26 protein-coding genes are annotated in these 26,087 nt (G+C 65.5%); 14 read left to right on the top strand and 12 right to left on the bottom strand.

Annotated elements, in window-relative coordinates; all coding sequences use genetic code 11:
- The first annotated feature begins 85 nt into the window (after window positions 1-85).
- A complete protein-coding gene (locus J5837_RS06125) occupies window positions 86-517 on the top strand; it encodes a PepSY domain-containing protein (RefSeq protein WP_210535804.1) in 432 nt (143 codons plus the stop codon).
- Window positions 518-568: 51 nt separating this feature from the next.
- Here the strand turns inward: J5837_RS06125 and J5837_RS06120 are convergent, their stop codons facing one another.
- The 4 genes from J5837_RS06120 to folE form a co-directional block, all read right to left on the bottom strand.
- Window positions 569-1,681, bottom strand: coding sequence for a sensor domain-containing diguanylate cyclase (locus J5837_RS06120; protein WP_210535803.1), 1,113 nt, complete (start codon window positions 1,679-1,681; stop codon window positions 569-571).
- A gap of 109 nt (window positions 1,682-1,790) precedes the next feature.
- Entirely contained in the window at window positions 1,791-2,642 is an 852-nt protein-coding gene (locus J5837_RS06115; RefSeq protein WP_210535802.1) for a D-hexose-6-phosphate mutarotase, read from the bottom strand.
- Window positions 2,639-3,892 (bottom strand): TCR/Tet family MFS transporter, encoded by a 1,254-nt coding sequence (locus J5837_RS06110; protein WP_210535801.1) that lies wholly within the window; start codon window positions 3,890-3,892, stop codon window positions 2,639-2,641. The genes J5837_RS06115 and J5837_RS06110 overlap by 4 nt, the downstream gene beginning before the upstream one ends.
- Window positions 3,893-4,104: 212 nt before the next feature.
- Complete coding sequence (gene folE / locus J5837_RS06105) at window positions 4,105-4,734, bottom strand: GTP cyclohydrolase I FolE (RefSeq protein WP_210535800.1); 630 nt, start codon at window positions 4,732-4,734, stop codon at window positions 4,105-4,107.
- Between the two features lie 386 nt (window positions 4,735-5,120).
- On the opposite strand from folE, the gene J5837_RS06100 reads away from it, so the two are divergent.
- The 7 genes from J5837_RS06100 (at window position 5,121) to J5837_RS06070 (ending at window position 8,184) form a co-directional block, all read left to right on the top strand.
- Window positions 5,121-5,390, top strand: a complete 270-nt coding sequence (locus J5837_RS06100) for a hypothetical protein (RefSeq protein ID WP_210535799.1) — start codon at window positions 5,121-5,123, stop codon at window positions 5,388-5,390.
- A gap of 59 nt (window positions 5,391-5,449) precedes the next feature.
- Entirely contained in the window at window positions 5,450-5,740 is a 291-nt protein-coding gene (locus J5837_RS06095; RefSeq protein WP_210535798.1) for a hypothetical protein, read from the top strand.
- Between the two features lie 110 nt (window positions 5,741-5,850).
- On the top strand, window positions 5,851-6,192 hold the full coding sequence (locus J5837_RS06090; RefSeq protein ID WP_210535797.1) for an ArsR/SmtB family transcription factor: 342 nt from the start codon (window positions 5,851-5,853) through the stop codon (window positions 6,190-6,192).
- Window positions 6,189-6,677, top strand: a complete 489-nt coding sequence (locus tag J5837_RS06085) for an ArsI/CadI family heavy metal resistance metalloenzyme (RefSeq protein WP_210535796.1) — start codon at window positions 6,189-6,191, stop codon at window positions 6,675-6,677. The genes J5837_RS06090 and J5837_RS06085 overlap by 4 nt, the downstream gene beginning before the upstream one ends.
- A gap of 3 nt (window positions 6,678-6,680) precedes the next feature.
- Window positions 6,681-7,121 carry an arsenic resistance N-acetyltransferase ArsN2 gene (gene arsN2, locus J5837_RS06080; protein ID WP_210535795.1) on the top strand — a complete coding sequence of 147 codons (441 nt, stop codon included), beginning with the start codon at window positions 6,681-6,683 and terminating at the stop codon, window positions 7,119-7,121.
- Window positions 7,118-7,501: an arsenate reductase ArsC gene (locus J5837_RS06075; protein ID WP_210535794.1), complete on the top strand. Its 384-nt coding sequence runs from the start codon at window positions 7,118-7,120 to the stop codon at window positions 7,499-7,501. Before arsN2 ends, J5837_RS06075 begins: the two co-directional genes overlap by 4 nt.
- Window positions 7,501-8,184 carry an MIP/aquaporin family protein gene (locus J5837_RS06070; RefSeq protein ID WP_280518201.1) on the top strand — a complete coding sequence of 228 codons (684 nt, stop codon included), beginning with the start codon at window positions 7,501-7,503 and terminating at the stop codon, window positions 8,182-8,184. The genes J5837_RS06075 and J5837_RS06070 overlap by 1 nt, the downstream gene beginning before the upstream one ends.
- Here J5837_RS06070 and J5837_RS06065 read toward each other — a convergent pair.
- Window positions 8,181-8,555: a hypothetical protein gene (locus J5837_RS06065; RefSeq protein ID WP_210535793.1), complete on the bottom strand. Its 375-nt coding sequence runs from the start codon at window positions 8,553-8,555 to the stop codon at window positions 8,181-8,183. The two genes, J5837_RS06070 and J5837_RS06065, sit on opposite strands and share 4 nt — an antisense overlap.
- 318 nt (window positions 8,556-8,873) lie before the next feature.
- Here J5837_RS06065 and J5837_RS06060 point away from each other — a divergent pair, with 318 nt between their 5' ends.
- The 4 genes from J5837_RS06060 (at window position 8,874) to J5837_RS06045 (ending at window position 10,778) form a co-directional block, all read left to right on the top strand.
- Window positions 8,874-9,320, top strand: a complete 447-nt coding sequence (locus J5837_RS06060) for a fasciclin domain-containing protein (RefSeq protein ID WP_210535792.1) — start codon at window positions 8,874-8,876, stop codon at window positions 9,318-9,320.
- Between the two features lie 261 nt (window positions 9,321-9,581).
- Window positions 9,582-10,244 (top strand): class I SAM-dependent methyltransferase, encoded by a 663-nt coding sequence (locus J5837_RS06055; protein WP_210535791.1) that lies wholly within the window; start codon window positions 9,582-9,584, stop codon window positions 10,242-10,244.
- Window positions 10,241-10,552 (top strand): YkgJ family cysteine cluster protein, encoded by a 312-nt coding sequence (locus J5837_RS06050; protein ID WP_342345508.1) that lies wholly within the window; start codon window positions 10,241-10,243, stop codon window positions 10,550-10,552. Before J5837_RS06055 ends, J5837_RS06050 begins: the two co-directional genes overlap by 4 nt.
- Window positions 10,553-10,565: 13 nt before the next feature.
- Complete coding sequence (locus J5837_RS06045; protein ID WP_210536197.1) at window positions 10,566-10,778, top strand: hypothetical protein; 213 nt, start codon at window positions 10,566-10,568, stop codon at window positions 10,776-10,778.
- Window positions 10,779-11,143: 365 nt separating this feature from the next.
- Here the strand turns inward: J5837_RS06045 and J5837_RS06040 are convergent, their stop codons facing one another.
- Window positions 11,144-11,614 (bottom strand): hypothetical protein, encoded by a 471-nt coding sequence (locus tag J5837_RS06040; protein WP_210535789.1) that lies wholly within the window; start codon window positions 11,612-11,614, stop codon window positions 11,144-11,146.
- 159 nt (window positions 11,615-11,773) lie between these two features.
- Window positions 11,774-12,658 (bottom strand): DNA adenine methylase, encoded by an 885-nt coding sequence (locus J5837_RS06035; protein WP_244755661.1) that lies wholly within the window; start codon window positions 12,656-12,658, stop codon window positions 11,774-11,776.
- A 57-nt stretch (window positions 12,659-12,715) separates the two neighbouring features.
- Between J5837_RS06035 and J5837_RS06030 the strand changes: the two genes are divergently transcribed.
- Window positions 12,716-12,952, top strand: a complete 237-nt coding sequence (locus tag J5837_RS06030; RefSeq protein ID WP_210535788.1) for a helix-turn-helix domain-containing protein — start codon at window positions 12,716-12,718, stop codon at window positions 12,950-12,952.
- A gap of 17 nt (window positions 12,953-12,969) precedes the next feature.
- Window positions 12,970-13,818 (top strand): DUF7687 domain-containing protein, encoded by an 849-nt coding sequence (locus J5837_RS06025; protein WP_210535787.1) that lies wholly within the window; start codon window positions 12,970-12,972, stop codon window positions 13,816-13,818.
- A 39-nt stretch (window positions 13,819-13,857) separates the two neighbouring features.
- Here the strand turns inward: J5837_RS06025 and J5837_RS06020 are convergent, their stop codons facing one another.
- The 5 genes from J5837_RS06020 to recC form a co-directional block, all read right to left on the bottom strand.
- Window positions 13,858-15,708 (bottom strand): ATP-dependent endonuclease, encoded by a 1,851-nt coding sequence (locus tag J5837_RS06020; RefSeq protein ID WP_210535786.1) that lies wholly within the window; start codon window positions 15,706-15,708, stop codon window positions 13,858-13,860.
- A gap of 93 nt (window positions 15,709-15,801) precedes the next feature.
- Complete coding sequence (locus tag J5837_RS06015) at window positions 15,802-16,860, bottom strand: alpha/beta hydrolase (RefSeq protein WP_210535785.1); 1,059 nt, start codon at window positions 16,858-16,860, stop codon at window positions 15,802-15,804.
- A 111-nt stretch (window positions 16,861-16,971) separates the two neighbouring features.
- Window positions 16,972-18,888: an exodeoxyribonuclease V subunit alpha gene (gene recD, locus J5837_RS06010; protein WP_210535784.1), complete on the bottom strand. Its 1,917-nt coding sequence runs from the start codon at window positions 18,886-18,888 to the stop codon at window positions 16,972-16,974.
- Window positions 18,885-22,637 carry a UvrD-helicase domain-containing protein gene (locus J5837_RS06005; RefSeq protein ID WP_244755659.1) on the bottom strand — a complete coding sequence of 1,251 codons (3,753 nt, stop codon included), beginning with the start codon at window positions 22,635-22,637 and terminating at the stop codon, window positions 18,885-18,887. The genes recD and J5837_RS06005 overlap by 4 nt, the downstream gene beginning before the upstream one ends.
- A complete protein-coding gene (recC, locus tag J5837_RS05995) occupies window positions 22,634-26,029 on the bottom strand; it encodes an exodeoxyribonuclease V subunit gamma (RefSeq protein WP_210535783.1) in 3,396 nt (1,131 codons plus the stop codon). Before recC ends, J5837_RS06005 begins: the two co-directional genes overlap by 4 nt.
- Between the last annotated feature and the right edge of the window lie 58 nt (window positions 26,030-26,087).

The raw sequence follows: 26,087 nt of genomic DNA, 5'->3' as shown, positions 1-26,087 counted from the left end.
GGCGATGTGGACGTGCCGTGAGTTCATCCACGAGTACATGACTGCGCGGCACACTCCCTGCACGTCCACTGCAGGAGCCGCCTCCATGCGAATCCATCATTCGATCCTGTTCCTTGCCATCATCGCCTGCGCCTCCGCGGCGCAGGCGCAAGAGCGTGGCGATGCGGCGACCGAACCGCAGGTGCGCGCGCTGCTGACCGAGAAGGGCTACACGCGCATCGACGACCTGCGTTTCAGCCGCGGCATGTGGCGCGCCGACGCGACCAGCGCCGACGGCAACCGCGTCGACCTGACCCTCAGCCCGAACGGCGACGTCATCCATGCCGATACCCAGGTGGCGTCGCTGAGCAAGGACGACGTCAAGGCCAAGCTGACCGCGGCCGGCTATTCGGAAATCCACGACATCGACTTCGACGACGGCATCTGGAAGGCCGAGGCCGAACGCGAGAACGGCAAGAACGTGCGCATCCGCCTCGATGCCGACAGCGGCAACATCCTCAGCGTCGAGAACGAATAGACGCGAACACGCGGGCGGCGGCGCTGCGGGTGGCAGCGCCGCCGCAGGGGCTCATTCCTCGGCCTGCGCCTGCACCCGGTTGCGGCCCTCGAGCTTGGCCGCGTACAGCGCACGATCGGCGCAGGCGATCAGCCGCTCCGGCGGACGGGCGATGTCCGGCACCCATGCGGCGACGCCGACGCTGACGGTCACGTGGTTGGCCACCGGCGATTGCGGATGCAGCAGCCCGCGCGACGCGACCGCGGCGCGCAGGTTTTCGGCGACCTGGGTCGCCGCGACCAGGTCATGGCCCGGCAACAGCAGCACCAGTTCCTCGCCCCCGAAACGCGCGGCCAATCCCATCCGCTCGACTGCGAAGCCGGCGCACAGCCGGGCCAGTTCGCGCAGGCATTCGTCGCCGTACAGATGGCCGCAGGCATCGTTCAGCGCCTTGAACATGTCGGCGTCGATGACCAGCAGGGCCAACGGGCGGCGTTGCCGCGCCATGCGTGCCCATTCCTCCTGCAACTGCCGGTCGAAACGGCGGCGATTGCCGATGCCGGTGAGGCCATCGATCATCGACAGTTCCTCCAGCCGACGATTGGCCTGCTGCAGTTCGCCGGCCATGCGCGCGAAGTGGATCGCTCCGGCGACGAGGTCGGCCACCGCGTCGAACACCGCGGTGGTTTCGTCGGTGAAGAAATCGGTGCGCTCGCTTTCCAGGTTCAGCACGCCATGCAGGCGATGGCCGTGGCGGATCGGCACCAGGTATTCGGAACGCGCGCGCGAATTGCCCGCCACGTAGTCGGGATCGAGGCTCACGTCGGTCACCAGCTGCGGCTTGCCGCTGCGCACGCAGCGCCCGGCGAGGCCGCGACTGACCGGCCAGTAACCATCGGCGGCGAGCGGCGAGGCGGTCATCTCGCCGGCGTACACCTCCTGGATGAAATGGGTGTTGGCCTGGTCCAGCAGGATCACGCTGGCGATGGCCACCGGCAACTCCGAAACCAGGCATTCGCAGATGCCCTGCAGGATCGATTCGAGGTGCGCTTCCTGCAACGCGCCGCGCGAGATGCGCACCAGGATCCGGGTCAGCGTGGCACCCCGTTCGGGCGCGCCGCGCGCATCCCAGGGCACGTTCGTCGCATGGAAATCCTGGATGAAGTCCGTCACTTCGCCTGGCATGCCTCGCCCGCCCGAATCGGTGTTCCAGATCGAACCAACGCGAAATCTACGCCGATGCGTCCACGCCGTCGCGGAAAGGCGGTTCAGTTTCAGGTGCGGCAGTGCGCGATCAGATGAACGGCGCTGCGGTAACCGTTTGCACCAGAATGTGGCATGCGCCGGGTGCGAGTTCGACGATGTCCGCGCCGGCATTGGCGACTTCGACGCAGACGAATCCGCGCCATTCCGACGTCGGCACATCGCCGAGCGCGACCACGCCGGTCTCGCCCGGATTCCACACCACCAGCGAGCGGCTGCCGGCACTGCGGATGCGCAGGCGACGGCCAAGTGCGGGATCTTCCAACACGAACTCGCCATGCGCATCGCGATAGATGCGGTCGCTGCGGCCCGGATCGCGCGGATCGGCAAGATTCCAGTCGCCGCTTTGCAGGTGCTCGGCGCCATCGTACTTGTCGGCGTAACGCAGGCCGGCGACGCCGTGCAGCGTCGCACGCAGCGCATCGCCGACGCGGAAGTAGGTATGCAGGGCCTGGGTGAACGGGACCGTGCGCCCGCCCGCATTGGTCGTGGACAGCGACTGCTGCAGCGAACGGCCCAGGCGCAGCGTCTGCTGCAGGCGCAGCGGCGAGGCATCGTTCGCCGGCAGCGACAGTTCGACCACGATGTCGTCGCCGTCTTCGTGCAACTCGTCCAGCGACCACGTCGAAGTCCGGGCGAAACCATGCTGCGGCGCGTCCGCCGGCTGGCCTTCGCGGCCGAAATATGGCCAGCACACCGGCACGCCGCCGCGCACCGCGCCGGGCGGGCGCTTGCTCGTCGGCGACAGCCACAGCCAATCGGTTTCGCCGTGCGGCGCGAACGACAGCAATTGTCCGCCATGCAGCGACAGCGCCGCGCGGCAATGCGCGTTCTCCAGCCACAGCACGGGCACGCCGTGCAGTTCGGCTTCGCTGCGTTTCATGCCGCGTCGGTCGCCGCCGCGACCGGTGCCGGCCGTGCGTAGCGCCAGCCGACGAAGGCGGCGATCGCCAACAGCAGCGACGCGATCAGGAAGGCCACGCCCGGCAGGCGCACCGGCGCATGCGGGCCGATGAAGAAACCGAACGCGCCGGCGAACACCGCCGGGGCGAAGATCCCAGCCAGCGAAATCAAACTGCTCATCGAACCCTGGATGCGGCCCTGCGCGTCCGGCGGCACCTGGCGGGTGATCAGCGCCTGGGTCGCCGGCGCGGCGATCGCCCACAACGCGCTGATCGGCAAGCCGGCGAGGAACATCCAGCCCTTCGCCGCCAATCCGTAGATCAGGAAGCCGACCGTGCCGCAGGCCAGGCCAAACAGCAGCGCGCGGCGTTCGCCCAGCGCCTTGACCACCTTGCCGATCAGCACCACGTTGACGATCACGCTGAGCACGCCGACCGCCGCCAGCACGTAGCCGGCTTCCTTTTCCTTCCAGCCGTACGCGGCGTCGGCGAACAGCACGAAGGTGCTGGGATACACGTAATGGGCGAAGTTGGCGATGAACACCACCGCGACCAGGCCCCAGATCTGCGGGTATTCGCGCAGCATCTTGACCCCGCCCATCGGCTTGGCGTGGTGCCAGTCGAACGCGGCGGTGCGCTTGTCCTTCGGCAGCGATTCGGGCAGCACGAACAGGCCGTAGCAGAAGTTGACCAGGGCCAGCCCCGCGGCGAACCAGAACGGCAGGCGATGGTCGATGTCGCCGAGCACGCCGCCGATCAGCGGGCCGACGATGAAGCCCAGGCCGAAAGCGGCGCCGATCATGCCGAAGCCCTTGGCGCGCTGTTCGGGCGGGGTGACGTCGGCGATGTAGGCGTTGGCGGTGGTGAAGCTGGCCGAGGTCGCCGCGCTGATGATGCGGCCGACGAACAGCCAGGCCAGGTTCGGCGCCAGGGCCATGAAGATGAAGTCGGCGCCCAGGCCGAGGCAGGACAGCAGGATCACCGGCCGCCGGCCGTAGCGGTCGGCCAGCGCGCCCTGGATCGGGGTGCTGAAGAACTGCACGGCGGAGAACGCGAACGAGAACACGCCGGTCCAGTACGCGGCGGTGGAGGTGTCGCCGCCGACGAACTGCTGCACTAGGTGCGGCAGCACCGGGATGATCACGCCGAACGCCAGCACGTCGATCAGCACGGTGATGAAGATGAAGGCCAGCGCGGCCTGGCGTTGCTTGCCGATGACGGGGGAGTTCAAGCGGGGACCTCGACTGGTTCTTGTTTTTGCTCGTCATTCCCGCGCAGGCGGGAATCGCTCTTGCTCTTGCCTTTGCCTTGTAGAGCCGAGCACGCTCGGCTGCCTTTCGCCCGAAAAACCACCCACTCCCGCGATCTCCCCACCCAGAAGCCAGAGCGATTCCCGCCTGCGCGGGAATGACGAGCAAAGGCGGGATGACGAGCGACAGCGAATCAGCGCGAGTGATTGCCCACGTCGATGAACCGTAGGAACTCCGCGCGCGTGCTCGGGTTGCTGCGGAACGTGCCCAGCATCTTCGAGGTGATCATGCTGACCCCGCGCTTGTGGATGCCGCGGGTGGTCATGCATTCGTGCGCGCCTTCGACCACCACGCCGACGCCGCGCGGTTGTAGCACGTCCTGGATGCACTGGGCGATCTGCGCGGTCATCTTTTCCTGTACCTGGAAGCGGCGCGCGTAGGTTTCGACCACGCGGGCCAGCTTGCTGATGCCGACGACCTTGCCGTCGGGCAGGTAGCCGACGTGGACCTTGCCGATGATCGGAGCCATGTGGTGTTCGCAATGGCTTTCGTAGTCGATGTCGCGCAACACAATCAGCTCGTCGTAACCGGCCACTTCCTCGAAGGTGCGGGCAAGGAATTCGCGCGGGTCGTCGCGATAGCCGCTGAACCAGTCGCCGTAGGCTTCGACCACGCGGCGCGGGGTGTCCAGCAGGCCTTCGCGGCGCGGGTCTTCGCCGGCCCAGGTCAGCAGGGTGCGGACGGCGTCCTCGGCCTGCGCGCGGGAAACCGGCGCGGGTGCCGGCGCGGCCTTCTTGCCGGCGGTTTTGTTGGTCTTGCTCATGGGTTGGCTCCACGGCGGGACGCGCAGTTTACCCGACAGTTTGTGCCATGCCGTTGGCAACCCGCAGCGGCAGGGACGGTGGGCCAGGGGCCCGCCCTGCGCGGCGTAGGGCGGGCTCAAGCCCGCCTTCCCCGCCACACATGGACGCCACACCACGCCAATGCAACCGGGCATCTCCTATCCTCGCGACCGACTGCATGCACCGCGTTGATCCGCGTGAACACCATCTCAAGCGAAGGCGCAGCGCGCTTGCGATGACGTCCGCGGCGGCGTATATCTGGTCGCGCTGACCGGTCGTCCATTTCCACGACACTCCGCCGCTTCCGGCGGACTTCCTTCCCTTCGGCTCCGAGCGATCTTCGCGTTTCAGCCGGGAACAGGAAGCAATGGCGCCACGACATCGAAAGGTCTTCATCCTGCACCTGAGCCCGCGCCAGTCGATCGGGCCCAACGACCTGCATGCCCTGTGGTCGAGCGCATGCCGGACCACGGATGTCGGGGTCAGCCGCAATGCGCCGCTGCTGCGCGATCCCTCGCGTCCTTCCTACGGTTTGTGGGCGAGCAATTCGTTCGACCGGGCCGGGGCGGAAAAGCGCCTGCGGATGATGCTGGAGGCACGCGGCTATTTCTTTTCCCTGACGGGCATCATCCACTAGGAGGCGATGTGTCGTTCGATGTGGGTATTGGCAAGTGCCGGTCGGTTTCCGGCGATCGGGTGGATGTCTGGGTCGACAGTTCGGTGGTGAACAAGATCGTGCCGGACGCGAAGTGGCAGAAGGCCGGGGTCAGCGTGCTGCGGGTGTCGCGCGGGTTGTGCAGCACGCAGCGGCCGGTGGAAGCGGACGAAGAGGTGTTCCTGTCCAGCGAACGGGTCGGCGCGAAGAGCACGGGCCTGATCGATTACCTCGGCTCCGGCGAGTTCGTGCGCGTCGGGCTGGCGGCGCTGGTGCCTGCGCTGGACGAACGCACGCATCCGGCGAGTTCGCGCAAGCCGGGCTGGCGTTAGGCCAGCGCTGCGCTTCCGCAACCACGGGCCGTTGACGCTCACTGCGACGGACGCGGTTCGTTTCCGCCCTCCCCATTGACATAATTCCATAATTCCGGAATATTGGAATTATGAAGACCCCTTCCGCTCTTTCGGCCCTCGGCGCGCTCAGCCACGAATCCCGCCTGGCTGCGTTCCGTGCGCTGGTCCAGGCCGGCCCCGATGGCCTTGCCGTGGGCGAACTGCGCGAGCGCCTGGACCTGCCGCCGGCCACGCTAACCGCCCACCTCAACGTGCTGCGCGCCGCCGCGCTGGTCCACGACGAACGCGAGGGGCGGGTGATCCGGGTGCGCGCGAACTATCTGCAGATGAACGCGCTGATCGGCTACCTCACCGAGAACTGCTGCGCCGGCGCCGTGGATTGCGGCCCCGCGCAGACCTGCAAACCCAAGAAGACAGGAACCCGCGCATGAACCGCTTCCACGTGCACCTCAACGTCGCCGACCTCGATGCCAGCATCCGTTTCTATTCCGAGCTGTTCGCGGCCCAGCCGGCCGTGCTCAAGCCCGACTACGCCAAGTGGATGCTCGAGGACCCGCGGGTGAACTTCGCCATCTCGACCACCGGTCGCGCGCCGGGCATCGACCATCTCGGTTTCCAGGTCGACAGCAGCGAGGAGCTGGCCGCGCTCGGCAAACGCCTGGACGCCGCCGGCGGCGCGGTGGTTCCCGAAGCGGCGACGATCTGCTGCTACGCCCGCTCCGACAAGAACTGGACCGAAGACCCGCAGGGGACGCGCTGGGAAACCTTCCACACGTTCGGCGAGGCCACCACTTACCACGCGGGCGATGCCGCTTGCGCGACCGACGGCGCGGCCTGCAGTCCCGACGTAGCGTCGATGAAGCCGCGTCCGCAGCAGGCGACGTCCTGCTGCGCGCCGCAATCCGGCTGCTGCTGAGCCATGGACCTGCGTGCGGGCACCGCCGACGACCAGGCGGCGATCCATGATCTGTTGCGGGACAGCCGCCTGCCGGTCGATGACCTCGGCACGGCGGCCGTCGATTTCACCGTGGCGACCGACGCTGCCGGCCTGATCGGTGTCGTCGGACTCGAATCCTTTGGCGATGTCGGCCTGCTGCGTTCGCTCGCGGTGCGCGACGGCCAGCGGGGCCGTGGCCTTGGCGAGCGGCTGGTCGGCGCGGTCGAAGCGCGGGCGGCCGCGCTCGGACTTCGGCAACTCGTGTTGCTGACCGAAACCGCCGCGCCGTTCTTCGCCAGGCGCGGCTATGCCGCGATCGCGCGCGAACAGGCGCCGGCGTCGGTCCGGCACAGCGCCGAATTCCGCTCCATCTGCCCGGCTTCGGCCACCTGCATGATCAAGTCCGTGGAAGTCTCTCCATGAAGCGCGTGCTGTTCGTCTGTGTCGAGAATTCCAACCGCAGCCAGATGGCCGAGGCCTTCGCCCATCTCTACGGCGGCGACCAGGTCGAAGCGTTCAGCGCCGGATCGAAGCCGTCGGGCCAGATCAATCCGAAGGCGGTCCGTTTCATGGCCGAACTGGGTTACGACCTGTCGCGCCATGCGTCGAAGTCGCTGGACCAGATCGAAGGCGAGTTCGATGCCGTGGTCACCATGGGTTGCGGCGACAACTGCCCGTGGGTGCCGGCCAAGCGCCGCGAGGATTGGGCGCTGCCGGATCCGAAACACATGGACGACGACGGATATCGCGCGGTGCGCGACGAGATCGCCGAACGCGTCAAGACTTTGCTGGCGTCGCTCTGATGGTTCTGTGGCGGAAGTTGCTGGCCGAGTTCCTCGGCACCGCGCTGCTGCTCGCGTGCGTGGTCGGTTCGGGGATCATGGGCGTGAACCTGGCCCGGGGAAACGATGCGATCGCCTTGCTGGCCAATGCGGGCGCCACGGCGGGCGTGCTGTACGTGCTGATCGTGGTGTTCGGCCCGATCTCCGGCGCGCATTTCAATCCCGTGGTGACGCTGGTGATGCGGCTGCGCGGGGAGCTGAGCACGCGGGAGGCACTGGCCTATGTCGGCGTGCAGGTCGTGGCGGCGATCATGGGCGTGCTGTTGGCGCATGCGATGTTCGAGCTGCCGCTGATCCAGCCGGGCACCCACGCGCGGACGGGTCATGCGCAGTGGCTGAGTGAGGCGGTCGCGACCTTCGGTCTGGTGTTGACGATCCTGCTCGGCGTGCGTCACCGGCCGGCGTCGGTGCCGGCGCTGGTCGCCAGCTACATCTTCGCCGCGTACTGGTTCACCGCCAGTACCTCGTTCGCCAATCCGGCGGTGACGCTCGCGCGCTCGCTGACGCAGACGTTCGCGGGAATCCGGCCCGGGGATGTCTGGGGCTTTGTTGTGGCGCAACTCGCGGGCGGTGCCGTGGCGTCAGCCGCGGCGTCCCTGTTCATCGCCAAGCGGCAGCACGAGAGCGACGTTGCGTCCGCTTAGCGTGCGGACTGGCGTACCGACGGAATAACGAGCCCGGAAACCGGAAACGGATCGGATCCACTTGAATCCGCTAACGCGGAAAAGTAACCCTGCCTCCGTAACGCGGGGAGCGCATCGGGCGATGTCGTCCTGCGCCGCGCTCCGGTCCGTCCGGACCAGAAGTGCAACTCGTCCCTCACATGCTCGCGGAACAGCGCGGTCGCGCGTCGCATGGCGCTTGCCCGCGCCACGATCAGCGGCGCTTCGATCTCATCGGCCGGAATCGGCCAACCTTCGTTTTCGGCGCATTCCACGGCGCGCTCGTTGAGGATGACGGCGGCGCGCTGGAAAGCGGATGCGCCCAGGACGACGCGATGCTGCTTGGTGTTCATGACGGCTCCGGACATTGTGCTACCCGGCACACAGCGGGCGCGGTAGCTAGCCAAAGTCGGAATGCCGCGTGAGCCCACGCTAGCACGTCGAGGCGACGCACAACGCGCATTCCGACCAACGGACATCACGCTGTCGTAACCGCATGAAGCGCACGGTGCTGCGGCTACGGTGCAACTCCGTATCGGCTGCTCAGCCGCGCATCACCTCATCCCATCCTCCGCATTGAGCTTGCGCCTGGCGTCTCGCCGGGTCACGGCCCTGGCCGTCCATTCGATCCCTCTCCGGGATCATCACGCAGGAAAAAAATCCTCATGGAAATGCAGCAGAAAGAAGGCTTCGGGCAACAGAACCTGTTGGGCACACTCAAGAGCAACAAGTCCTTCGAAACCTTCGCCAACGCCATCGACAAGGCGGGCCTGGCCGCGTCCCTCGACGGGACCGATCAATACACCTTGTTCGCACCGACCGATGAAGCGTTCTCGGCGTTGCCCGCAGGAGCGCTGGACCGGTTGCTCGAACCGGCCAACAAGGATGAACTGGCTTCGCTGGTGAACTACCACCTGGTCAGCGGTCGCAGGACTACCTCCGACGTCGGCAAGTGGCAGGCCGCCCGCACGATGCATGGCCAGCCCGCGCCGGTCCGGGTGTCGGAAGGGCAGCTCAGCATCGCAGGCGCCCAGGTCACCCGGCCGGACATCCTGGCCAGGAACGGCGTGATCCATGGCATCGACAAGGTGAACATTCCCGAGTCCAGGGCCGATTGAAGGAAGACGGAAAAGGAATGCCGGCGGCGGGGAGCGATCCCCGCCGTTTTCTTTTTTTCTCCCCCGAAACGTTGGCGTGGACGGTTCGTGAGCAGCGCGAGGCGTTCTTCCCTTTACCCGCTTCAGGCTGCAAGGCGACTTATCGCGTACGATGTCGGCGCAACATCCGTGCGTCCCGTCCGACCGCCGACACCGTCGCTCGCTGCGCTTTCCTTCACGCGTCACCGGCCTCGGCCGCTCGACGCACCCACGGGAGCGCCCATGACGGGCTACCAGGTCCGCGAGACCCGCCAGACCGTTGGCGGCCATGTCTATCGCCTGCGCGTACTCAGCGACAAGCAGCAGTTCGCCGATCCCGACGGCCACGGCGCCCGCATCGGGATCTCGTCGGCGCAATGGAGCCTGTTCGGCCAGGTCTGGCCGGCGGGCCGGCTGCTGGCGCAGGCAATGCAGCGCTTCGACATCGCCGGCAAGCGCATCCTGGAGCTCGGATGCGGGATCGGCCTGCCCAGCCTGGTGTTGCAGAAGCGCGGCGCCGACGTCGTCGCTTCCGACATGCATCCGCTGGCGGAAGTGTTCCTGGCGTACAACGCCGCGCTCAACGGCCTGCCCGCGCTGCATTACCGGCAGATGCGCTGGGACGGACCGATGGCTGCGCTGGGCCGCTTCGACGCGATCGTCGCCAGCGATGTCCTGTACGAGCGCGAAAGCGCGGAGGCGCTGAGCGCGGTGGTCCAGCACCATGCGCAGGCCCGTGCCGAGGTGTTGATCACCGATCCGGGCCGGGGCAACAGCGCGCGTTTCAGCCAGTTGATGGCTGATTGCGGGTTTTCGGTCGATTCGAAGCCCTGCCCGATGGACGACCTCGACCGGCCGCCGCATCGCGGCCGGATGCTGCATTACCGCCGCGGGTTGGACGCGTGACGGCCTCTGCGAAGGTGCCGTTGTGCGCGAGCTGCGATGCGGTGTGCTGTCGCCTGGTCGTGGTGCTGCAGCCGGAAGACCGCATTCCCGCGCACCTGACCGCATGCACGTCGGCGGGCCTGACGGTGATGGCGCGCGATGCGGAGGGCTGGTGCGTGGCCGTCGATGCGGCGCGGATGCGCTGTTCGATCTACGAGACCCGGCCGGGCGTGTGCCGCCGCTTCGCGATGTCGGGGCCGTACTGCCATACCGTGCGGGAGGACTACCTGGACCGCACCACGCGCGGCATCCCGCTTACGTTGTACTGACTGGAGAAACCTCTTGCCGATCACACCCAACTACGCCTTCGAGAAGCGCCAACGCGAGCTGGCCAAGAAGAGGAAGCAGGAAGAGAAGAAGGCCAGCAAACGCGATACGCAGGCCCCTGCACCCGCCGAGTCGGCGCAAGGTTCGGCAAGCACTGCCGGCGCGCCGTCCGCGCCACCCGCCGAACGAGCGGTGGCGCCAAGGGTTCATCGCAAGCGGGTGCCTTGACGCTTGCGCGGATCCGGGCCGGACGAATCATCCGATGGATGTCGGGGAACGAGGTCGGGTTCATCCACGCCCGTCTCCGGGAGGAAATGAACCCGATTCCGTTTGCGCTGCCTCGACAAGGCGGTGGGCCAGGGCCCACCCTACGAAGCTTGCAGAAGCTGGTCCATGTAGGGCGGGCTCAAGCCCGCCTTACGCGGGTTGCTAGCGGAAAGGTGTGTTGAGCACCTGGCGAAATAAGCTAATCGCCAACTCTGGGGAGGTCAACAGGTTGGTGCGCCTAAGCTAGCTAACGCCGGAGTTAAGTCGACTCATCTGAGGCTGACATCGAGGCCACGAAACAAGCTCGACTTGAATGAATTGTTAGGTCACAGCGATGAGGCAAGCTTTGACTCGCCCTGATACTTAATGAAAATCAACGTCTGGTCGATCTGTGGTTTTTGGACTTCTCCAACAATCGTCATGGCTGACCCGAAGTATTCCCAGAACTTCCACGCTACCGTGGGGTTCCAGTATTCGTCAGGTAGCCTTCCTAGGCTCTCACCTTTTTCAATTCGTCTTTGAAGAGTATGGACAATTGCGATCGGGGCTTTGTGGTACAAGGCCATCTGTACTTCATAGATGTTGATCTTTTCGGGATCAAAGCGCTGCCTGAGGGCGAAGTAGTAGCAAAAATCAAGGTCGTCCGTGGCAAATAGGCAGAACGACCTATTTGGCTGATGTGTCCCTCTAAACTTCTCGATCTCTGTAACAGCTTCTGGGTAGAAGGTAGTTGGTACCGTCGCTACAACCTCTTGCCCTGAAGAATAGGCCCTCAATGTTGCGTGATATAGCGGCATGTGAGAGCGCTCTTTGTAAGCTAACTACGATCGGATCCAAAGGTGGAGTGTGGCGTGGCTTCCGAGCAAGCCGTCAATGCACCATCAATCAATTTTTTCTATATGAATCTGCGGTCGCACAGGCAGCAGCATGAATTACCAAGCCTTGAGCTACGCAGGCTAATAGGTCAACAAGAGTCGATCAGCAACAACTTCTTCTTCTAGAGACTGACCATCCATTTGAAAACGACGCAGCATGGAGCGCCCACAGTTTACTAGAGCTTCGCGCTTAAATAGATCTGCAGGTGATTCAATACGAACGACGTCGTTTCCGGACTTCTTTGTGCCATCAATGCTGAGGGCCACAAATACTCCACGCCTCTTGCAGGACTCGATGGCAGTGAACAATTCGGAAAGTCGAAATTCTTGTGCGCCGTATAAGATGGATTGCGAGTCGACATAGGGTGGATCGCAGTAAACCAAGTCCCCGGGTTTAGCGCGCTCCATTAGCTCTCGGTAGTCTGCGTGATAAAACTCTGTGCCCTTAATTCGCTCGTGCCATATATGGGCGCGATGCGCAAAATTTTGTGGCGGCATTGGCGTATGCGGCCCACAAGGAGTGGACATGAAGCCATCTGATTTCCTAAAGCGAACGACCCCGCCATAGCAGGTCCGCGATAGAAAAAGGAGGTCCGCGCCATTGGCGGCACGATTGTAAGACGCAAGAGTCGCTTTGTAGGCCTCCACTTTGCCCATTTGAGCAATGAGGCCGTGCCGTTCTTTATACCAAGCAATCACTTTTTCTGGATCACTTTTCAGCGCAGTCCATATCTCGATAAGCGGCTTAAACGCATCTCCAGCAATAGCATGCTTTGGAGCCAATGCGCCCAAAACGGCACCACTGCCAACAAATGGTTCCAAATAAGTATTTATGGCTCTGGGAAAGTAGGAGATCAATTCTCCAGCGAACCGCTGTTTGTTGCCAATCCACTTCAGGAGTTGGCCCTTGAAATCATCGCGCCGCCTTTGCATGGAGAGAGGCGGCAATTTTGTCATGCGGTTCATTCGACAAGAATATCCTGAATTGGGATAGACAACAAGCTGGCCCTAGAGTTTCCGGTGATGACTACCGCCCCAGACCGACACGCGTTGCTTGCCCTACTACTCCGCGATCTACGAAGCCAAGCCCGACTGACCCAGACTGATGTCGCTGCCGCTCTCGGTAAGCCTCAATCGTATGTCAGCAAGTACGAGAGCGGGGAGCGTCGTTTGGATTTGGTGGAGCTAGCTGATCTGTGCGCGGTCCTCGGCGTAAGTCTCCAAGAATTCATCTCATTGTTTGAGAAGGGAATGCGATGAGGGGGAACGCGGAGTTTATGCAGCAGCCAGCCAGCTTCTGGGCGCTGGTTCGATCTTTATCGGAAGGGCTGGGCTATACGCAGCGCGCCCCACGAGGAGAGCCCAAAGGGGCTGGGCCGCTGAAAACTCACACCGCCAAAGATATGGCGCATGAACTGACCAGGCAGGGACTCGATCCTCGATTGGTCTTGTTGGACGATAAGCCCACTGAACTAGGTAAACAGCTGGAGCAATATTTCATCTATCGCGCACAAGTATTGAACGATCTTGTCAAGCCAAACCTTATGGATGTTGCTGAAGCTAAGGCATTGTTTGACAAGGTCTATGCTAGGGTTAATCCCCCCGCGACTTGCCCGATACCTAATAACAAACAATCTGACGAAAAGAGGGCGCCAGCATATCTAACTGGCTTGGTGAATATGCTGATCTATGAAGCAATCGGCGACGCGCGGTGTAACTATTCGCCGAGTCAGCTAACAACTTTCACGCGCCAAGGTGTTCCATTAAGGACGCTAGCTCGCCGGGTAGACGGGGCATTTCCCTCCGTAGTGAATCCAGTCGCAGTGTGGGAGATCAAAGAGTACTACTACACCACTACTTTCGGGAGCCGTGTTGCAGACGGAGTATACGAAACCCTTCTTGACGGCTTGGAGTTAGATGAGCTCCATAAGAAGGAAGGTGTTCGCGCAGAGCACGTGCTAATTGTCGATGCGCGCTATACGTGGTGGGTATGCGGGAAATCCTATCTATGCAGAATGATAGACATGCTGAACATGGGATTGGTGTCTGAAATCATATTCGGCCGTGAAGTCGAGGAACGAATACCAGTGTTGGCGCGCGAGTGGTTAGCAAGGGCTGCGCGCTAATGCGCTAGCCCTTCCAATCGGACAGGCAGGTAACCGCCTTCAAGGAACAACCTCTGGCTCGGCGAGTTGGCCGAAATATGCCATGTAGACGGCCTCGCAAAACGCTTGGGGTAGCTGCCCCTGAACGTGAAGGTCATCCACGGCTGATACTGCCGCATAAGGCTTGGCCTTACTTGGGGGCACATAGCCAAGTAGGCCCTCCAAGTTTGGGTTCACCAAATGAAGCTGGGCAGCGGCATTGGGAATCGCTGCGAGTATCTTCTGGTTGTTCGCCTGCTCAGTGGCGTTTCCCGGATCAGCATCATGAAGAACCCTGTATGGGATTTCAAAAGCATTGAGGACCCGCAGAAAAGCAGGAATGTTCGCTTTCCCGTTGCAATCAATTAGTGTCACCTCGCGCCGAAGCCTGCGATGTCGCTCGAATAGCCCAAGAGCCTCGGCGGCGCGATCGAACGCGGCAATTGCACTGAATTCTTCCATCAGCACAACGCTTTTCGCGAAGAAGAGTTCATTCACGACGGGGTCAAACTTCGCCACGGCATTCAGCCTTTGCCTATCTGCTTGGTGGGGTGGCCCAGGGAACAAATCCTGCGTCACTTGGTGGGATACCGCGTCACCGTTATGAGTCTTAAACATTCGGACAATTGCCCGATATTTGTCCGCGATGTCGAGAAATAGGGGCGAGTGGGTACAGTAAGCTATCTGGGTGCCTGGCTGGAGTGCCAATTTGTGCAAGACATCCCGCATAAGACGTTCCATCTGCGGGTGAAGATATAGCTCCGGCTCCTCAATCAGAAGAATGATGGATCTCTGAAACCCGGGAATCGCCCCCGGCGCCCCTTGGCCTTGTGCATCGGCCAATAACTGCAGGAGCGTCATGACAAGAGTCCGCTGGAGACCATGACCTTGGTGCCCAACATCCGTTTCGATACCAGCCATGGCATCACGGATCACTAGCGAAGTCGATGGCAGTACCATCGCTCGTAACTCGGGCGCCTCGGTTCGGATCAATGCATGACCGCCAATGACTTCATTGAGACTCCGATTGATCCTATCTTGAAGATCTCTGACCTCTTGTGCTTGGCGTTGCGGGTTAGCTTCATCTGGCCGGAACAACGCCAAGACCTCATCCAAGGCATCTCGTAGCCGTGCCATTTCGGGCCTTTGCGCCAGACTTCGCTCGACGATCAGATTTACTAGTTTTCCATAGGTCGATGCATCTTTTGCGTTTGTCTCGTCACTGGCTTCGTGAACAGCTCTTACAAAGATTGCTCGTGGGAGTATCGAGTTGGCGTTGCTCTTCCAATTGCCGCCACCTCCAGGGTTCACCAGCCAGTTAGGCGCACCCATCACAACCAGATCTGGCCGCTGCTCACGCACGACCGATCGCAGGGCATCTTTAGATGCGGCATTGGGTCGAGCGCCACGATTGGGGAGGGCCGCGATTAGAGGTTGGTAGTCCTCGGGAAAAGATGCCCAGGACGAATCGGGGTCAGGCCAGTCAGCGAAGCTCTCAATACTTGAAAAGGAGTAGAGCTGCTCTTTCCATCCGCCAGATTCCCCATCTTCACCTGGCTCGTACCAATACCGCTTCTTCAACACCCATTTGTCGCCATACATCCGTCCTCGAACTGCGATCTGCTCTGCTTCTTCTGAACTAATGTTGTCGAAATGCCCAATGAGCTCAATTGCATTCTGGGCATCGACCTGATGCTTGCGGAACAACGAGGCGTCTTTTGCGGCGCCTCCACTAAGAAAGAGGGCGATGGCGGACAGCACGGAAGATTTTCCCGCATTGTTCTCGCCGATCAGAACAAGTAGGTTCTCCCAGCTAAGATCCACATATTCAATGCATTTGAAGTTACGGATCTCGAAACGGCACAGTCTCATCACTTCTCCTTGAGGTGACTCCACCCGTCATCATTAAGTTTGGTTCGCGCAGCTATCTGCCGGCACATAGCGTCTGCAAGAACGGGGTCTGGTTCACTCACATCTACTAGGGAAAAGAAGTAGACCTGACCCCTTGTTTGGATCCTGCGCGGCGAGGACACGAGCGAAGAAGGGTAGAACGGACGCTTCGAATCGCTCGCGAGTATGGTCCGTGTGGGTGCCTGTGAACGCCACGAACGTGTGTGCGATGCCGGCGCGCCCCAACTCGCGGGAAAACGCCGTCGCCCCCAAAGTGACGCTGGGAATCTCATCCTGCAGTCCCGCATCGAGCGAGATGCTGCACAGCCGCCGATACGGCGATGGATCGCGCATCAGCCGGTTCAGTGGCAGGTAGTTTCGCCACGCACGGGCGACGACGGCGACTTCCCGCATTCGACCGTCGGATGCCGCCACGAAAGGCAGAGGTGGCGACTCAATCGAGGGTTCGCGGCCATTGCCAGGGGCAAAGGCTGCCGCCATTGCGCGCAGCCAGCCACGCGGTTCCTGCCGCCAACGACCGCTTTCCATTGCAAGGTCGCCTACGAAACCCAGGCAACACGGACTCATCGCATACACATGGCCGAAGGTTTCGGGATGACGGCCGGCCAGATACAGGGCGCCGAATCCGCCCATGGACTGGCCGGCCAGACCGCGGCTTTGCCGTGCCGGCAGGGTGCGGAACCGCGTATCGATGAAGCGGACAAGCTCCTTCGCGACGAAGTCCTCCCAGCGCCCGAAAGCCGTGGAGTTCACGTAGAACGAACCACCGAAACGGTTGTCGGCCATCGGCATCACCACGATGTACTCCGCAGCGAGCCGGTCGAGATCGGCGCCGAGATCCATGCCCTGGTAGGTACCGTCCAGCCATTCCTTCGGATCCGAGGTGGCGCCATGCAGCAGATAGACGACGGGATACCGCCGGGCCGGATCGCGGTCGTAGCTTGCCGGCAGGTGGATCGTGATCTTGCGATCCGGCGTATCGCCGATCCGGTTACCCTGCAATGCCGACGAGTGCAGCGTCTCCACGACGATGCGGCCTTGTGCGGTGGCACTCGGGGAACCAAGCGTCACGATGCTGAGCAGTCCCGATAACAGGACAAGGAATCGCTTCATTTCCGCCCCGTGGCCCCTCTGGCCCTGCATCGGATCCGTGCATGCGCACCGAAGGGCCAAGTCCGTTCGAGTATACGTCCGGCATTCCGTGGAAGGATGGTCAAGCTCGTCCTACGCAGGTCTGGCCGATCCAAGCCGCCACCCCAACCCCGACACCCGGCTGGCATGCCGCGCCAACGCTTTCTCGATAACGTCCGCAGTCCCCGCAATGTGCAACGCACTCCGCGCCCGAGTCAGGCCGGTATAGACCAACTCCCGGCTCAACACCCGGCTGTCGCCGCGCGGCAACTGCAGCCAGACCTCGTCGAATTCCGAACCCTGCGCCTTGTGCACCGTCATCGCGAACGCCGACTCGTGCGCCGGCAGTGCGGCCGGATGGAACGCCCGCACGCCGTCCGCGCCGGAGAACCAGGCCAGCGGCGTGCCGGCCGCGTCCGCCAGGCAGATGCCCACGTCGCCGTTGAACAGCCCGTGGCGATAACTGTTCTCCGTGACCAGCAACAACCGGCCCGGGAACCACGCCGGCGGCGCACCGATGCGACGGCCGGACAACGCTGCCTCGATCCGCGCATTGAGCCCGCGCGCACCCTGCGCGCCTTCGCGCACCGCCGTGAGCAGGCGCAGGCGATTGGCCCGCGCCAGCGCCTGCGCCGGGTCGGCCAGCGTGGCCAGCTCGCGCCACTGCGCCAGCAGGTCCGGCCGCGCCTGCAACGGATCTTCGACGCCCTCGTGGAAATGCACGCCGCCCAGCGTGCCGCCGCGCAGCAGCGCCAGCGCTTCGGTTGCGTCGCCGTTGCGGACCGCTTCGGCCAGGGGGGCGAGGTGCAGGGCGTCGCTTTGGCGCCAGCCGCGTTGGAGGTGGATGCGGTGGCCGTGGAGGCCGCCTTGCTCGTCACTCCCGCGAAGGCGGGAGTCCAGCGACTTCTGCTCCTGTTCCGCGAAAGGCGAAGTCACTGGATCCCCGCCTTCGCGGGGATGACGAGCAAAAGCAACATCGGCAGGGCCCAGCAGCGGTTGCAGCGCGTGCGCATCTTCTTCGGCCAGCGCATCGCCCAGGCCGGCGGCGGCGAGGATGGCGGCGAGCACGTCGCCGGCTTCGACCGAGGGCAACTGGTCGGCGTCGCCCAGCAGCACCAGTTGCGCGCCGTCGGCCACCGCTTCGACCAGCTTGCACATCAGCGGCAGGTCGACCATCGACGCTTCGTCGACGACGATGATGTCGAACGGCAGCGGATTGTCGGCGTGGTGGCGGAAGCGCGGCGAGTCCGGAATCGTGCCGAGCAGGCGATGCAGGGTGCTGGCCTCGCCGGGCAGCGCGGCGAGCAATGGCGCATCGACGCCGAGTGCGGCCATCTGCCGGGTGGCGCGGCGCAGGCTGTCGGCCATGCGTTCGGCGGCGCGGCCGGTGGGTGCGGCCAGGGCGATGCGCGGTGGCGTTGCGCCGGCGCGGCTCGCCTGCGCAACGCGCAGCGCGAGCAGGCGGGCAATCGTCGTGGTCTTGCCGGTGCCGGGGCCGCCGGTGACCAGTAGCAGCGTGCGGCGCAGGGCCAGCGCGGCGGCGCGGGCCTGGCGGTCGCCGGTGTGCGCATCGGGGAACAACGTCGCGAACAGCGGCGCGATCGCGGTGATGTCGCCTTCGACGGATTGCGCAGCGATGCGGCGCAGACCCAAGGCGAGGCGGCGTTCGTATTCGCGGTAACGGCGCAGGTACAGCAGGCCGTGTTCCAGCGCGAGCGGCGCGGTGGCGGCTGCGTCGTCCGACGACGACGGCGTGGCGACGAAACGCGAGGCGGCGAGCTGCTGCAACCACGCCTGCGGCTGCGGCCACGGCAGTTCCGCATCGACCAGTTGCCCCGGTTGCGTGGGATCGAAGCCGGCGTGGCCCTGTGCGACCGCCAGCGACGCCAGCGCAGCGGCGGCGAGCACTTCGTCCGGCGTGGACGGATCCAGCCGTTGCAGGGTGCGGGCCAGTGCGTCGTCGAGCGTGCGCAGGGCGCCCAGGCGGTTGAGTTCGCGGAGCAGGCTCATGGCGGGTACTCCGCATGTGTCGTGCCCCCACCCCAGCCCTCCCCCGCGTGCGGGGGAGGGGGCGCGCCGAACAGGGCGTCGAGTGCGTGCACCAGTTGCGGGGCGAAGCGTTGGGCGTGGATGCCGGGCGAATCGTCGCGCGAGGCATCGAGGCCACGACAGAACAGGTAGCGGATGCCGCCGAAATCGCGTGCGTAGTCGTAGGCGTCGCCGAGGCGGAAGCGCAGCCAGCGATGCAGGGCCAGGGTGTAGATCAGCGCCTGCAGGTCGTACTCGCCATGCGCCATCGCCCGTTGCAGCGCGGCGGCGTCGTAGGCGGGCAGGCGGTTGGACTTGTAGTCGAGCACGTACCACTGGCCGTCGTGGCGGTAGGTCAGGTCGATCAGGCCGGTCATCAGGCCCTGCAGCCGCGCGCGCAGGCCGAAGCCGTGGCGTTCGCGCACCACGCCGTGCGCGTGCAGCAGTTGCAGCAGCGCATCGACCCGGGTCGGTTGCAGGGCGAACTGGAATTCGATTTCCGGCCGGCGCTGGTCGGCGGGCAGGTCGCACAGGCGCACGCCTTCCGGCAGCGCGACGGTCAGGGTGTGGCCGACCAGCCGCGTGGTCAGCGCGCCGCCTGCTTCCAGCCCATCGGCCGTGTAACCGCTGGCCTGCAGCGCTTCGGCGATGGTGATCGCTTCATTGGCGGGCGCGTCGTCGCCGGCGCGCCAATCACGCCATGCGCCGAAGTCGGCGTGCTCCAGCGCCGCGTGCAGGGCCACGCCGTAACGATTGCCGGCGAAGCGCGCGTCGTAGCCGTCGTCCGTCGCCGCTTCGACTTCGACCTCGGGTTCGTCGTTGCCGCCGCTGGCCGGCAGGGTCGCGATGCTGGCGGTCTCGCTGCCGGCGTCGGCCTTCGACAACTGGCTGAAACTGTATACCCACCAGTCGTTCGGCGGCAGCGGCCTGGCCACGCGCGCGGGCGGCACCGCGGCGTCGGATTCGGGCGACAGGCGCGGCAGGGGTTGCGGCGAAGCGGCGTCGAACACGATGCCGGCGGCGGCGAGCCGCGCGGGATCGCGCAGCATCGCGGCCAGCGGGGTCTTGTCGTTGGCGAAGAACTCGCCGTTGGCGATCCACAGCGCGTGTTCGGCGCGGGTCAGGCCCACGTAAAGCAGGCGCGCATCCTCGGCGCGCTGTTCGCGCTTCCATTCCTGCGCCGCCACGTCCCATTGCGCTTCGGGCAGGTCCAGCTTCCAGTGCAGGCGACGGCCGTGCGCCGCGTCGTGGGCGACGCATGCGCGGCCCGGCGATTTCTCGGGCCGGCCAATGCCGACGAAAGGCAGGAACACCAGCGGGTATTCCAGGCCCTTGCTCTTGTGCAGGGTGACGATCTGCACGCGGCGTGCGTCGGATTCCAGCCGCAGCAACTGGGTTTCGTCGTTGGCGTCGGCACCGGCGATGCGCCGGCCGAGCCAGTCGACCAGCCCGTGCAGGCCCAGCGCATCGCACGCGGCTTCCTGCAGCCCTTCGGCCAGCTGCAGGTAATTGCTGACCCGGCGTTCGCCGTCGAGCAGGCCGAGCAGGCGTTCGCCGTTGGCCGCGCACAGGTCGTTGACCAGCGCCAGCGGGCCGCCGCGCAGCAGGCGTTCGCGCCAGCGCAGGGATTGCTGTTGCCAGCCGCGATGCGCGTCGGCGTCTTGTTCCAGCGCATCGATGCCTTGCGCGTCGACGCCGACCAGCACCGTGGCCAGCGCCGCGCGCAGGCGGCCGTCGTCGCCGGCATGCAGCAGGGCCAGCAGCAAGGCGTGCAGTTCGCGCGCTTCGGCAGTGGCGAACAGGCTCTGCTTGCCGGCGGCGACCGCGGGAATACCGGCCAGGGCCAGGGCCTGCTGGATGCGCGTGGCCTCTTGGTGCGAACGCACCAGCACGGCGATGTCGCCGGGCTGCACGGGTTTGCCGCCGATCGTGGCGCGGCCCGCGCGGGCGTCGGACAGCACGGCATTGATGGCGGCGACGCAGGCCTGGGTTGCAAGTTCGCGCGACGTTCCGGCCGACCACGGCTTGCGCTTGCCCTTGTCGTCCGTCGGTGGTGGTGGCGCCTGCCATATGGTCAATGCGGGCGCGGCGTGGCCGTCGCGCTGGAAATCGGCATCGTCGCGCTTGCCGCCGGCTTCGACCGGATGGAAACGGATGCGTTCGTCGACGAAGGCTGCGTCGCCGGCCTGCGCGTACAGCGCGCCGACGGCCTCGAGCAGCGAAGGCCGCGAGCGGTAGTTGTGCGACAGCGGCGGCGCGCGTTCTGCGACCTCTGCCGCGGCCAGATAGGTGTGCACATCGCCGCCGCGGAAGCCGTAGATCGCTTGCTTGGGGTCGCCGATCAAAAACAGCGCAGGTTGGAGGAGGTCGAATTCATGCTCGTCATTCCCGCGAAGGCGGGAATCCAGTGACTTTGAGCCTTCAAAAGCAACGTCCATGGATGAACCGACATTCGTCGGTTGAAAACCCCGCTTTCGCGGGAACGACGAGCAAAGGCCACTGCCGAACACGCAGTCGAAGATCCTCCACTGGCGCGCGTCGGTATCCTGGAACTCGTCGACCAGGGCGACGCGGTATTGCTCGCGCAGCTGCCGGACCAGCGCATCGCCGTTCGGGCCTTCCAGCGCATCGGCGACGCCATCGATCAGGTCGTCGTAGGTCTGCACGCGGCGTTGCCGCTTCAGCGTTTCCAATCTCGCACGCGCGTCTTCGCGAATCCGATGCAGCAGCGCCGCGCGGCGACGCGCGTTGTATTCGCCTTGCGCCTGCAAGGCCTCGAGGTACGGCGGAATCAGCGCGCACAGCGGCGAACCCGGCGTCCTGCCGACGTGGGTCTTGTTGGTCTTGCCCTGCAGGGCCTCGGCGGTGAGCCGGCCGATGCGCTCGTCGAGTGCGGCGGAGAAATCGCCGGCTCCGCACCATGCCGCCCACTGCGACCATAGCGCATTGATCCAGTCGCTGCGATAGCTGTTGCCGTTCAGCACCTTGCCGTCGACCGCCGCGAGCAGGGCGGCGAGGAAGTCCTCGCCATGCGCGCGGAATCCCTCGGCCAACGCGGCACCGGCCGCCAGCAGGCGAGGTTTTGGATCCGGCGGCAACGTTGCGTCGGCCGGCAGCAATACCGTCTCGCGCAGCAAGGCCGGCAGGTCGGCGGCGAGGGCCTCGTGCCCGCCGGGCCACAATCCCAGCAGGTCGTCGGTACCGGTTTCGTCCTGGGCCAGCGCGCGCCACAGGTCGGCGGCCAGTTCGGCGCGCAGGTCGCGGTCGTTGGCCAGCAGTTCGGACGGATCGAAGCCCTGTCCGCTTTCCAGCGCATGTTCGCGCAGCACGCGGGCGCAGAAGCCGTGGATGGTGAAGATCGCGGCGAGGTCGGTTTCCAGCACGGCCTGGTGCAGCCTGCGGCGCAGCGCGTCGTCGCTTTCGTCGCCGCGCGCGCGATGCGCGTCGAGCAATTGCCGGGTCCGCTTCGCTTCTTCGCTTTCGTCTTCGGCGCCTGGGGCGTCGACCAGTTCGAGCGTCAGCTGCAGGCGCTCGCGGATGCGCTTGCGCAACTCCTGCGTCGCCGCTTCGGTGAACGTGACGGCAAGGATCTGGCCGATGCGCAACTCCTGTTCGACCACCAGCCGCGTGACCAGGGTAGCCAGGGTGAAGGTCTTGCCGGTGCCGGCGCTGGCTTCGATCAGCTGCACGCCATGCAGGGGCAGGTCGAGGTAGGGGTCGCGCGCGCTCATGCGGCGTCCTCCGTGTCGTCCTGTTCCGGCAGGCGGACTTCGCCGATCGCGATGGGCGTGGCTTCGCCCCGGGTCACCGCGCCGAACACGATGCCGGCGATGCGCGCGAACTCGCGCTGCGCATCCGCATCGGCGAACGGATCGCGGCCGCGCAGGGCCAGCCGCAACGCGTCGCCATCGCCTTCGGCCCATTGGCGCTCGCTGCCACGCCACTTCTTCGCGGCGTCCTGCAAGCCGCGTTCCGGCGTATCGGCAGCGAACAGTTCCCACCCGCTGTAGGGCGCGAACGGCAATGGCCGGCGCAGGCCTTGCGCACGCAGGGCCAGCAGCGCGCGCAGCGCTTCGATGGCCGTTTCGCGCGGAATGCGCTCGCGCAGGTGCGGGCCGATTCCGTCTTCGCCCTCGCGGAACTCGACCAATGGCAATTCGATGCCGGCGGCCGATGCCAGCAACCAGTCCAGGCCCTGGCGGATCGACGAAGGCCCGTTGGGCGCGCCGAAACGCAGGCGCGCGATGCCCTGCGGCAACACGTTGGCGATCCGGCCATGCAGGCGCATGCCGTCGATCCCGACTTCGGCCGGAAGCGCCGTGGCTTCCGCGCCATCGCGCCACGCCGAGAACCGCTCGGCGTATGGCTGCACCTCGCGCAACGCCTCGGTAAGCACGCGTGCGCCCAGCGGGCCCGATGGCAGCAGACCGCGCGCGCGCAACCTCGTCCGCATGGTCGCTTCGTCGTGGCCTTGCAGCAGCGCATCGAACACCGCGCGCTGCAGCAGGCTGCGCTGCAAGCCGCGTTCGGGCGCCTGCAACGGCTCGATGTCCTCGTCCGCTTCCTCCAGTTCCGGCAGGCGCAGGTCGAGGCGCTGGCGCAGGAATTGCCCGGCCGGATCCAGCAGGAAACGACGCAAGGCATCGAGCGATAGTTCGCGTTCGGATTCCACGGCCGGTGCGAGCACGTCGCCCGCATCCATCCACGGCGTGAGCCTTTCGCGCGCGCCGGACAGGCGATCGGCGGCGGCATGCCATTGGCGGCCGTAGCTGAAGAAGCGCGGGTCTTCGCTGCCGAATGCGGGCGGCGAGAACGGCTGCAGCGGATGCTGCAACACCAGCCTGCGCTGCGCGTCTTCCGGATTCGCGTGGTACGCAGCCGCCGCGGCGAGCAATTCGGATACCAGCGCCGACGGTTCGCGCACGCTGCCGTCGCGCGGGTCGGCGCCGATCCAGCTGAGGTAGAACACGTCCTGCGCGGCGGAGAACAGTTGCAGGAACAGATAGCAGTCGTCGTCGCGGGTGGAACGGTCGCCGTGGCGGCGGCGTTCGGTGCCGAGTTCGGCGGTGAGCCGGTTGAGGCCGGCGGCGGGATCGCGTCGCGGGAAATCGCCGTCGTTCATGCCGAGCAGGCAGATCGCGCGGAACGGCAGCAGGCGCATCGGCACCATCCGCGCGAAGCTGACGCCGCCGGTCAGCAGCGGCGCGCGGGTGTCGGCTTCGGCCAGGGTCGCGGCGAAATGCGCGCGCACCACTTCGCTGGGGACCGGCGCATCGAAGCCGGCCCTGGCCGCCTGTCTGGCGAAATCGTCGACCAGGGTGCGCAGGCGTTCCAGTGCGCGCTGTCCGTTCGCGGACGACGGCGGCCTGGGCAACAAGGCGTCGAGCAGGCCCAGCAAACGCTCGCGCCACTGAGCCGGCGGCATCGCTTCGCCGAGCAGGCGTTCGTGGCGGGCCAGTACGCGCAGCAGGCGCAGCAAGGCGTCGAGCGCGTCGAGCGCGCCGCCTTCGAGTTCGGCCCACGGCGCGACGCCGTCGATGTCGTGTTCGTCGCCGCTGGCATGGCCCAGCAGCAGGCGGTCCAGTGCGAATTGCCAGGTGTAGGCATCGTCGGCCGGCGCGCCGCTGCGTGCGCGATGCGCGGCGTCGATGCCCCAACGCGCGCCGGCGGCGTGCAGCCAGCCGTGCAGGCGTTCGAAATCGTCGGCTTCCAGGCCGGCGGCCTCGGCCAGCGGCGGGCTGGCGAGCAGGTCGAGCATTTCCTCCAGCCCGAAGCGCGACACTGGCAGCGCGAGCAGGCGCAGGAACACTTCGGCCAGCGGTTCGCCGGCGAGCGGACTGGCGTCGGCGACGGCGTACGGAATCGCGTCGTCGTGGCCGTGGCCGCCGAGGGCATTCCCTCCAAAGACGGCATCGAGGTAGGGCACGTACGGATCGATGTCCGGCGCGAGCACCGCAATCTCGCGCGGTTGCAGCGGCGGGTCGAAGCGTTGGTCTTCGAGCAGGGCGCGCAGGCGGTCGTGCAGCACCTGCAGTTCGCGCAGGCGCGTGTGGCAGGCGTGGAATTGCAGGCTGGGATCGGTCGAATCGACGCTGGCGCGCGGTTCGCCCGAAGGTTCGGCGCGGCGATGGAACAGGTCCGACTGCATCCGCTGCAGCAGGCTGCCGCGCAGGCCGCCTTGCGACAGCTCCGGATCGGCGTAGGCGGGAATGTCGCCGGATGGATGCACGACCTCGTAGCTGCCGAGCAGGGCCATGAAGTCCCGGCCGGCCGCGCCCCAGTCGCGCAGCAGCGGGTTTTCCCCGGCTTCGTCGCCGAACGGATCGGTGCCCGCGCGCAGGCGCGCGCCGAGCGACTGCAGGTCGCCCCAGTATTCCTTGGTCGGCGTCGGCAGGTAGAAGTGCAGCGTGCCGACCCGCGCCTGCGTGGCCAGCACCCGCAGTACGTCGGGCGAAACGTTGAGCGTGCCGAAGGCGAACAGCCGCGCGGGCATGCCGGACGGCAGGGCGTCGCCACCGCCTTCGTTCTCCGCGAAGCGCGACAGGTAGTCCTGGATGCGCCGCGCGCGGTGCGAACGGCCCGCGGCGACTGCGCGCCACAGGATCGCCTGCGGGTCGTCGGGATCGGCGCCGGCTTCCCAGCGCAGCAGCCAATCGCGGCGCCAGGCCTGGTATTTCTCGAACACGGCGGCGAGCTCGCCGGCCAGCGCCCAGGGTTTCACCGGATCGTCGCCGGCAAGATAGGCGGCGATTGGTGCCAGCGCCGGTCTTGCGCGCAGCCTGGGGTCGGACAGTGCGGCGTACAGGTGCCAGCGCAGGCTGTCGGCATCCAGATCGTGGTCGGATCGGCCGAGCGCCTGCGGCAAATCTGGCGCGTTCGCAGCCAACGCGCGTGTGACGAACTCGCCGGGCGTGAGGAAATCGAGGTTGGCGGCAACGCCGTGCTTCGCCGCCAGCGTGGCCTGCAACCAGCGGCGCATCGCCACCTGCGGGATCAGCACGGTGTCCGGCGCCAGCAACGATTGCCCAGGCACCGGCTTGCGCAGCTCGTCCGCCAGCAGTTCCGCCAGCACGTCGAGCGCGTTGGAATGGTAGAGGCGGAAATCGGTGGGCATTCCCTGCATCGCGACATGATGCCCAATCGTCGTCGCAATTGCCGAGACCACGTCATGCATGGCTTCT

This window comes from Pseudoxanthomonas helianthi (genome assembly GCF_017939625.1).
GTDB classification, from domain to species: domain Bacteria; phylum Pseudomonadota; class Gammaproteobacteria; order Xanthomonadales; family Xanthomonadaceae; genus Pseudoxanthomonas_A; species Pseudoxanthomonas_A helianthi.
This window is presented reverse-complemented; position numbering and strand designations above follow the sequence as displayed.